The sequence below is a fragment of the Sorangiineae bacterium MSr11954 genome (assembly GCA_037157815.1).
Classification (GTDB): Bacteria; Myxococcota_A; Polyangia; order Polyangiales; family Polyangiaceae; genus Pendulispora; species Pendulispora albinea.
The window spans coordinates 2609599-2616867 of sequence record CP089984.1 but is presented as its reverse complement, the minus strand read 5'-3'; the positions used below and the strand labels follow the sequence as shown (position 1 = coordinate 2616867).

The following is a 7269-nucleotide window of genomic DNA, read 5'->3' as shown; positions in this document are numbered from 1 at the left end:
GCTCCCCACCAGCCATCCCCGACAACCCCGCCCGATCAGGCCATTCTCTCCCGACGTCACCGGCCATCCCCGACAACCCCGCGCGATCAGGCCATTCTCTCCCGCTCCCACCGGCGATCCCCGACAACCCCAGAAGCGCCCCCGCGCGATTCCCCGCCACCACCGCCGCACGGTATTCGAACGGGGCCCGCGTCGTCGCCAGCGAATACCCCATATCCAACAGCGAAATCGTCTCGTTCCGTTGCACCGACGCGAGCAATCGCGCCGCTTGCTCCCGCAGCGCCCCCTCGCTCTTCCCCGACAACACCAGCGGTATGCAATCCGGCGCCGTGGATTCTGCAACGGCTACCGCCTCCTTCGCCGGTGCTTCTTCGATGAGAACGTGCGCATTCGTCCCACTGATTCCAAACGAGGATATGCCCGCGCGCCGTGGCTTATCGGCTTGCGCCTTCCACTCCTGCGCCTCCGTCAACAACCGCACCCCACCGCTCGACCAATCCACATGCGTCGACGCCCGCTCCGCGTGCAACGTCTTCGGCAGCTTCCCGTGCTGCATCGACAGCACCATCTTCATCACCCCAGCAACCCCCGCCGCCGCCTGCGTATGGCCCAAGTTCGACTTGATGCTCCCAAGCCATAGCGGCTCCTCCGCTTTTCGACCTTGCCCATACGTCGCCAACAGCGCCTGCGCCTCGATCGGATCCCCAAGCGGCGTCCCCGTTCCGTGACCCTCCACCACCTCCACATCCCCCGCTCCCAATCCCGCATCCTCCAGCGCCTGCGCAATCACACGCTGCTGCGATGGACCATTCGGCGCCGTCAGCCCCTGGCTTCGCCCGTCTTGGTTCACCGCGCTCCCGCGAATCACCGCCAGCACCGGATGACCGAGGCGTTTCGCCTCCGACAACCGCTCCAGCACCAGCATCCCCGCCCCTTCGCTCCAACCCACTCCGTTTGCACCCTCCCCAAACGAACGGCATCGCCCATCCGGCGACAACCCACGCTGACGACTGAACTCGATGAACGCCCCCGGCGTCGACATCACGGTCACTCCACCCGCCAGCGCCAACGTGCACTCCCCTTGCCGCAACGCCCGACACGCCAGGTGAATCGCCACCAACGACGAGCTGCACGCCGTGTCGATCGTCAGCGCGGGCCCCTCCAGCCCCAGCGTGTACGCGATGCGCCCCGATGCGATGCTCGGCGCGCTCCCTACCCCAACGTGACCTTCGTACCCCGCCGGCGCAGGGACCAAACGCGCCCCGTAATCGCTGTACATCACCCCCACGAACACACCCGTCCGCGTCCCTTGCAAGGTCCGCGGATCCATTTCACCCCGCTCCAACGCCTCCCACGACGTCTCCAACAAGAGCCGCTGCTGCGGATCGATCGTCAACGCCTCCCGCGGGCTGATTCCAAAGAACCCCGCGTCGAACTCCGCCGCCTCGTGCAGAAACCCGCCCCTCCGCGTCGTGCTCTTTCCTATCGCCTCCGCGTCCGGATCGTAGAGCTCCTCCACATCCCAGCCACGATTTGCGGGGAACTCCGTGATCCCCTCGCCACCAGCCTCCAACAGCGCCCACAATCCCTCGGCGTCCTTCACCCCACCGGGATAGCGGCACGCCATCGATACAATCGCAATTGGCTCGTTCCCCGCATAGTCCGATCGCGCCCCGCGCGACACGCTCGTCGCGATACCGACGTCCCCCATCAGCTCCCGCTGCAGGTATCGCGTCAGCGCCTGCGGGGTCGGATGGTCGAACAGCAAGGTCGCCGGCAAGCGCCTCCCCGTCACCGCACCCAGCCGATTGCGCAGCTCCACCGCCATCAATGAGTCCAGCCCAAGCTCTTGCAGTGGCCGCAGGGCGTCCATCGCGAGCGGACGCCCTGCGCCCAACACGGCCGCGATCTCGTGCTGCACCACCTCGGACAGCACCCGCCCCGCGTCCTCCTTCGACGACACCGTCAAACGTTGCTCGAGCAACGATCGTGGCTCCCCGGCGGCGCGCGGAAGTGGGGCGGGGAAAAGCCCTTCCAGGATGGGCGCGCGCGCGGCCTCTCGGCGGCGCAGAATGCCCGCGTCGAAGCGGGCGGGGACCAGCCATGCGTCGTGCGACCTCAGCGCGGTATCGAAGAGCTCGAGCCCCTCCTCCGTGCTCAGAGGACGGATGCCGGCGCGGACCATGCGCGCGTGATCGACCTGCCGCAAGTCGGCCGTCATGCCGCGCGACGACGACCATGCGCTCCATGCGAGGGAGAGCCCCGGCAGACCCAGCCCGCGCCGATGCTGCGCCAGCGCGTCCAAGAAGGCGTTGGCGGCCGCGTAATTGCTTTGGCCGGCCGAGCCAAGCACGCCGGCGAGGGACGAGAACAGCACGAACATCGCGAGGTTCGAGCCTCGGGTCAGCTCGTGCAGATGCATCGCCGCGTCCACCTTCGGACGCAGCACACGCGCGAGACGCTCCGGCGTTTGAAGGGCCAGGACGCCGTCGTCGAGCATCCCCGCCGCGTGAACGACGCCCCGCAGAGGGGCCTCCGCCGGAACCGTGGCCAGGGCCTCCGCCAGCGCGTTCCGGTCTGCGACGTCGCAGGCCACCACACGCACCCGTGCGCCCGCGGCCTCCAGCTCGCGGACGAGCGGGTCCGCACCCGGTGCCTCCGCCCCTCGGCGGGAGAGCAAGAGCAGGTGACGGACACCATGCCGATTCACCAGGTGCCGCGCCAGCAAGGCCCCCAATCCGCCCGTGCCACCCGTGACGAGGAACGTTCCGTCGAATGAACCGGGGGCCGCCGGCGACGCCAGCTCGGTCACGCGCGCCAGCCGCGCAACGCGCATCGTGCCTCGCCGGAGCGCAAAGGTTTGCTCGCCGCCCGCAATCGCCGCGGGCAAAGCGCTCATGGATGCGCGCGCATCGTCGAGATCGGCCACCATCACCGCGCGATCCGGGTGCTCCGCCCGTGCGGTGCGCACCAGCCCTACGAGGGCCGCCTCGCCGAGACCATCGAGAGGCTCGTCGGGGTCGAGCGCCAGAGCACCGTGGGTCACGAAGACCAATCGGCTCGTTGCGAACCGCTCGTCCGCCAGCCACGACTGCAGGATGGAGAGGCCCGTGCGCGCGATCCGGTGCACCGTCTCCGTGGGGTCCATGGCGTCGGCCGGCAGCGAGCGATCGCCGAGCGACACGGCAACGACGTCGGGGACGCGGTCTGCGTTGCCCGTCGCGGACAGAAAGCGCGACCAATCCTCGTGGGGCTCCGGCTGCACGCCGACGGCTCGGAGCTCCTCGGCCATTCCTTCTCGCTGCGCGCCGACGATGGCCCACGATGCGCCGCGGGACGGTGGCGCGCCCGAAGACGATCCCGGACCGCCCAGCGGCGCGGCCGCCCATGCGACACGGTAGAGCGCGTCCGAGCGCCGATCGATGTGCGACGGAGCAGGGCGCGTGCGCAGCGCCTGCACCGACGCGACCGGCGCGCCGGTGGCGTCGGCGATCTGAATGCCGATGGCTTTGCCATGGCCCACCCCGGACAACCGTGCTCGCAAAAACGAAGCGCCCGTCGCGTGGATCGACACGCCGGACCATGAAAAGGGAAGTGCGGCCTCCGCCGCGGGGTCCGGCTCGAGCCCGAGCGCGTGCAACACCGCATCGAAGAGCGCAGGGTGCAGCGCGAACGCTGCGCGTTGGTCGAGAACGGAGGGGGCCTCCACTTCGACGAACAGGTCACCGTCGCGTTTCCACGCGGCGCGCAGCCCTCGAAAATGGGGACCGTACGAGAACCCCGCCTCGATCAGACGCTCGTAGAGATCCCGCACGTCGAGCGCGACGGCATGGGTCGGGGGCCACGATGCGTGCTCGAATCCCGCCGGCTCGGCCGCGGTGCCCACGCGACCCGTGGCGACGCGCGCCCACGGAAGGTCGTCCGTGCGTGCGGAGAAGGTCACATCGCGTGCGCCGGACTCGGTCTGCGCGCCGACGGTGACCTGAAGTTGCACGTCCCCGCGAGACGGCAACACCAAAGGAGCTTCGAGGGTCAGCTCTTCGATGCAACGAAGGCCCACGTGGCGCGCGATGAACAGCGCCAGCTCCACGAACGCGGTGCCCGGCAAAAGCGCTACATCGCGAACCATGTGATCGGCCAGCCATGGATGGCTTTGCAGCGACAGCGATCCCGTAAAGAGGTACCCGTCCCCCTCCGCTAGCGATACCGCAGCCCCCAAAAGCGGGTGCTCCGCCGGTGCGAGCCCCATGGATGCGATGTCCGCGGTGCGCGCTTTGGGCGCGTCGAGCCAATAGCGGTCACGTTGAAAGGCATACGTCGGCAATGCCACCCGGCGCGCTCCGAGCGGTTCGAAGAAGGCGCCCCAATCCACCGATTGACCGATGACGTGCAGGTTGCACAATACTTCGAGCACCGTCTCCACCTCCGAACGGTCCGCGCGAAGCGCCGCCAAGAGCACGCTCTCCTCCGCACCCCGCTCCGTCAGGTTCTCCGCCGCCATGGCCGAAAGTACGCCCCGCGGGCCCACCTCCACGTAACGCGTGACACCCTCCGCCTCCAGCGCTTGCACCCCTTCGCCGAATCGAACCGGCTCCCGCACGTGGCGAACCCAATAGCCGGCACTGCGCAGCTCCTCGTCGCTTGCGCGCTTCCCCGTCACATTGGAAATCACCGGTATCTGAGGCCGCGAAGAGTCGACTTTCGCCGCCTCGCGCCCAAACGCCTCCAAAACTTCATCCATATGCGACGAGTGAAACGCGTGGCTCACCTCCAGCCGCTTCGCCTTGCGTCCCGCTTTCTCGAACTCCTTCACCACCTCCTGCACGGCCGCCTCGTCCCCCGAGATCACCGTCGCGCGCGGCCCATTCACCGCCGCAATCGACACCCCCGCACGGCCCCCCAGCCGCTCCTCCACCTCCCCCTCCGTCGCTTGCAGCGACGCCATTGCCCCCTTTGCGCTCACCCCCTGCATCAAGCGCCCACGCGCCGCCACCAACCAGCACGCATCCTCCAAGCTCAGCACACCCGCCACATGCGCCGCACCCAGCTCCCCCACCGAGTGCCCCATCACGACATCCGCACGTACCCCCCACGACTCCAGCAACCGCACCAACGACACTTCCACCGCAAACAGCGCCGCCTGCGCATACTGCGTTTGCTCCAATTTCGTCGCATTCCCCTCTTCGAAGATCACCTCCCGCAGCGACACCCCCAACGCATCTTCGAAGCACACACAAATCCGATCCAACGACCCCCGATACACCGGAAACGCCGCATACAACTCCCGCCCCATTCCCGAATAAACACTCCCCTGCCCCGTGAACAGAAATGCCAACTTCCCATCCCCCCTCACGCGCCCTTTGGCGACCCTTGCGCCCTTGCGGTTTTCTCCCGTTCCCCATCCCCCCAAATCTTTGGCGACCCTTGCGCCCTTGCGGTTTCCTCCCGTTCCCCATCCCCCCAAATCTTTGGCGACCCTTGCGCCCTGGCGGTTTTCTCCCGTTCCCCATCCCCCCAAATCTTTGGCGACCCTTGCGCCCTGGCGGTTTTCTCCCGTTCCCCATCCCCCCAAATGCTCCGGCTCCCCACCGGCCATCCCCGACGACCCCGCACCATCGGACGGTTCTCGCCCGACCCCGCCGGCCATCCCCGACAACCCCAAAAGCACCCCCGCGCGATCCCCCGCCACCACCGCCGCGCGGTATTCGAACGCCGTCCGCGTCGTCGCCAGCGAATACCCCATATCCAACAGCGATATCGCTTCGTCGTTCTCCAAGTGCGCAAGCAATCGCGCCGCTTGCTCCCGCAGCGCGCCCTCGCTCTTCCCGGATAACACCAACGGAACGCACCGCAGCTCCGCAGCTTCCCCCGCCAGGGCCGCCGCTTCCTCCGCCGGCGCTTCCTCCAGGATGACGTGCGCGTTGGTGCCGCTGACGCCGAACGATGAAATGCCGGCGCGGCGCGGGCGGCTCGCGTCCGATTTCCAAGGCACGGGCTTGGTCAGCAGCCGCACGGCGCCGGACGACCAATCGACGTGGGGCGACGGGTGCTCGGCGTGCAAGGTGGCGGGCAAGAGCTCCCGTTGCATGGCCAGCACCATCTTGATGACGCCGGCCACGCCCGCCGCGGCTTGCGTGTGGCCGACGTTCGACTTGATGGTCCCCAGCCACAAGGGCCGCTCGGGCGTGTGCGCGATTCCATAGGTCGCAAGCAGCGCCTGCGCCTCGATGGGATCGCCGAGCGTGGTGGCCGTACCGTGCGCCTCCACCACGTCCACGTCGCCCGCCGAGAGACGCGCGTGCTCCAGCGATCGCCGAATGACCTGCTCTTGCGCGGGTCCGTTGGGGGCCGTCAGTCCCTGGCTCTTGCCATCTTGGTTGACGGCCGAGCCGCGGACGATGGCCAGAATCGGGTGGCGCAGACGGCGCGCGTCGGAGAGACGCTCGAGCAGCAGCATCCCCACGCCCTCACCCCAACCCGTGCCCTGTGCGTCGGCGGAGAAGGCTCGGCAGCGGCCGTCGGGCGAGAGGCCGCGTTGGCGGCTGAATTCGATGAACGCACCGGGCGTCGCGAGCACCGTCGCGCCGCCGGCCAAGGCGAGCGAGCATTCGCCCTGACGGAGCGCGTGGCAAGCGAGGTGCAGAGCGACCAGCGACGAGCTGCACGCCGTGTCGACGGTGACCGCCGGTCCCTCCAGTCCAAGCGCGTACGCGATGCGACCGGACGCAATGCTGGGCGAGCTGCCCAGCCCCACGTAGCCCTCGGCCTCGGGGGATCCCACCAGGTAATTGGCGTAGTCGTTGCTGGCGATGCCCACGAACACCGCCGTCGGGCTCCGAACCAGCGCGTGCGGATCGATGCCGGCGCGCTCGATGGCCTCCCACGACGTCTCGAGGAGCAACCGCTGCTGCGGATCCATCGTCAGCGCCTCGCGCGGGCTGATGCCGAAGAAGGCCGCGTCGAAGCGGTCGGCGTCGCCGACGAAGCCGCCGCTTCGGACATAGGTTCGACCCTTTGCGTCGGCGTCGGGATCGTAGAGCGCGTCGAGGTTCCAGCCGCGGTTCTCGGGAAACGGTGCCACGGCATCTCGGGCCTGGGCGAGGAGCTGCCAGAGGGCCTCGGGCGTGTGCGCACCACCCGGGTAGCGGCAGCTCATGGCGACGATGGCGATGGGCTCCGGCGCCCGCGTCTCCACTTCGCGCAGCCGCTCCCGCATTTGGTGCAGCTCGCCCATGGCCCGTTTCAGGTACGACCGGAGCTTCTCTTCCT

2 pseudogenes are annotated in these 7269 nt (G+C 68.5%); both read right to left on the bottom strand.

Going from position 1 to position 7269, the window contains the following annotated elements:
• Positions 1-160 precede the first annotated feature (160 nt).
• Positions 161-1651 (bottom strand): annotated as a pseudogene (locus LZC94_10330) (polyketide synthase).
• A 132-nt stretch (positions 1652-1783) separates the two neighbouring features.
• Positions 1784-7234: pseudogene (locus tag LZC94_10325) on the bottom strand (type I polyketide synthase).
• Between the last annotated feature and the right edge of the window lie 35 nt (positions 7235-7269).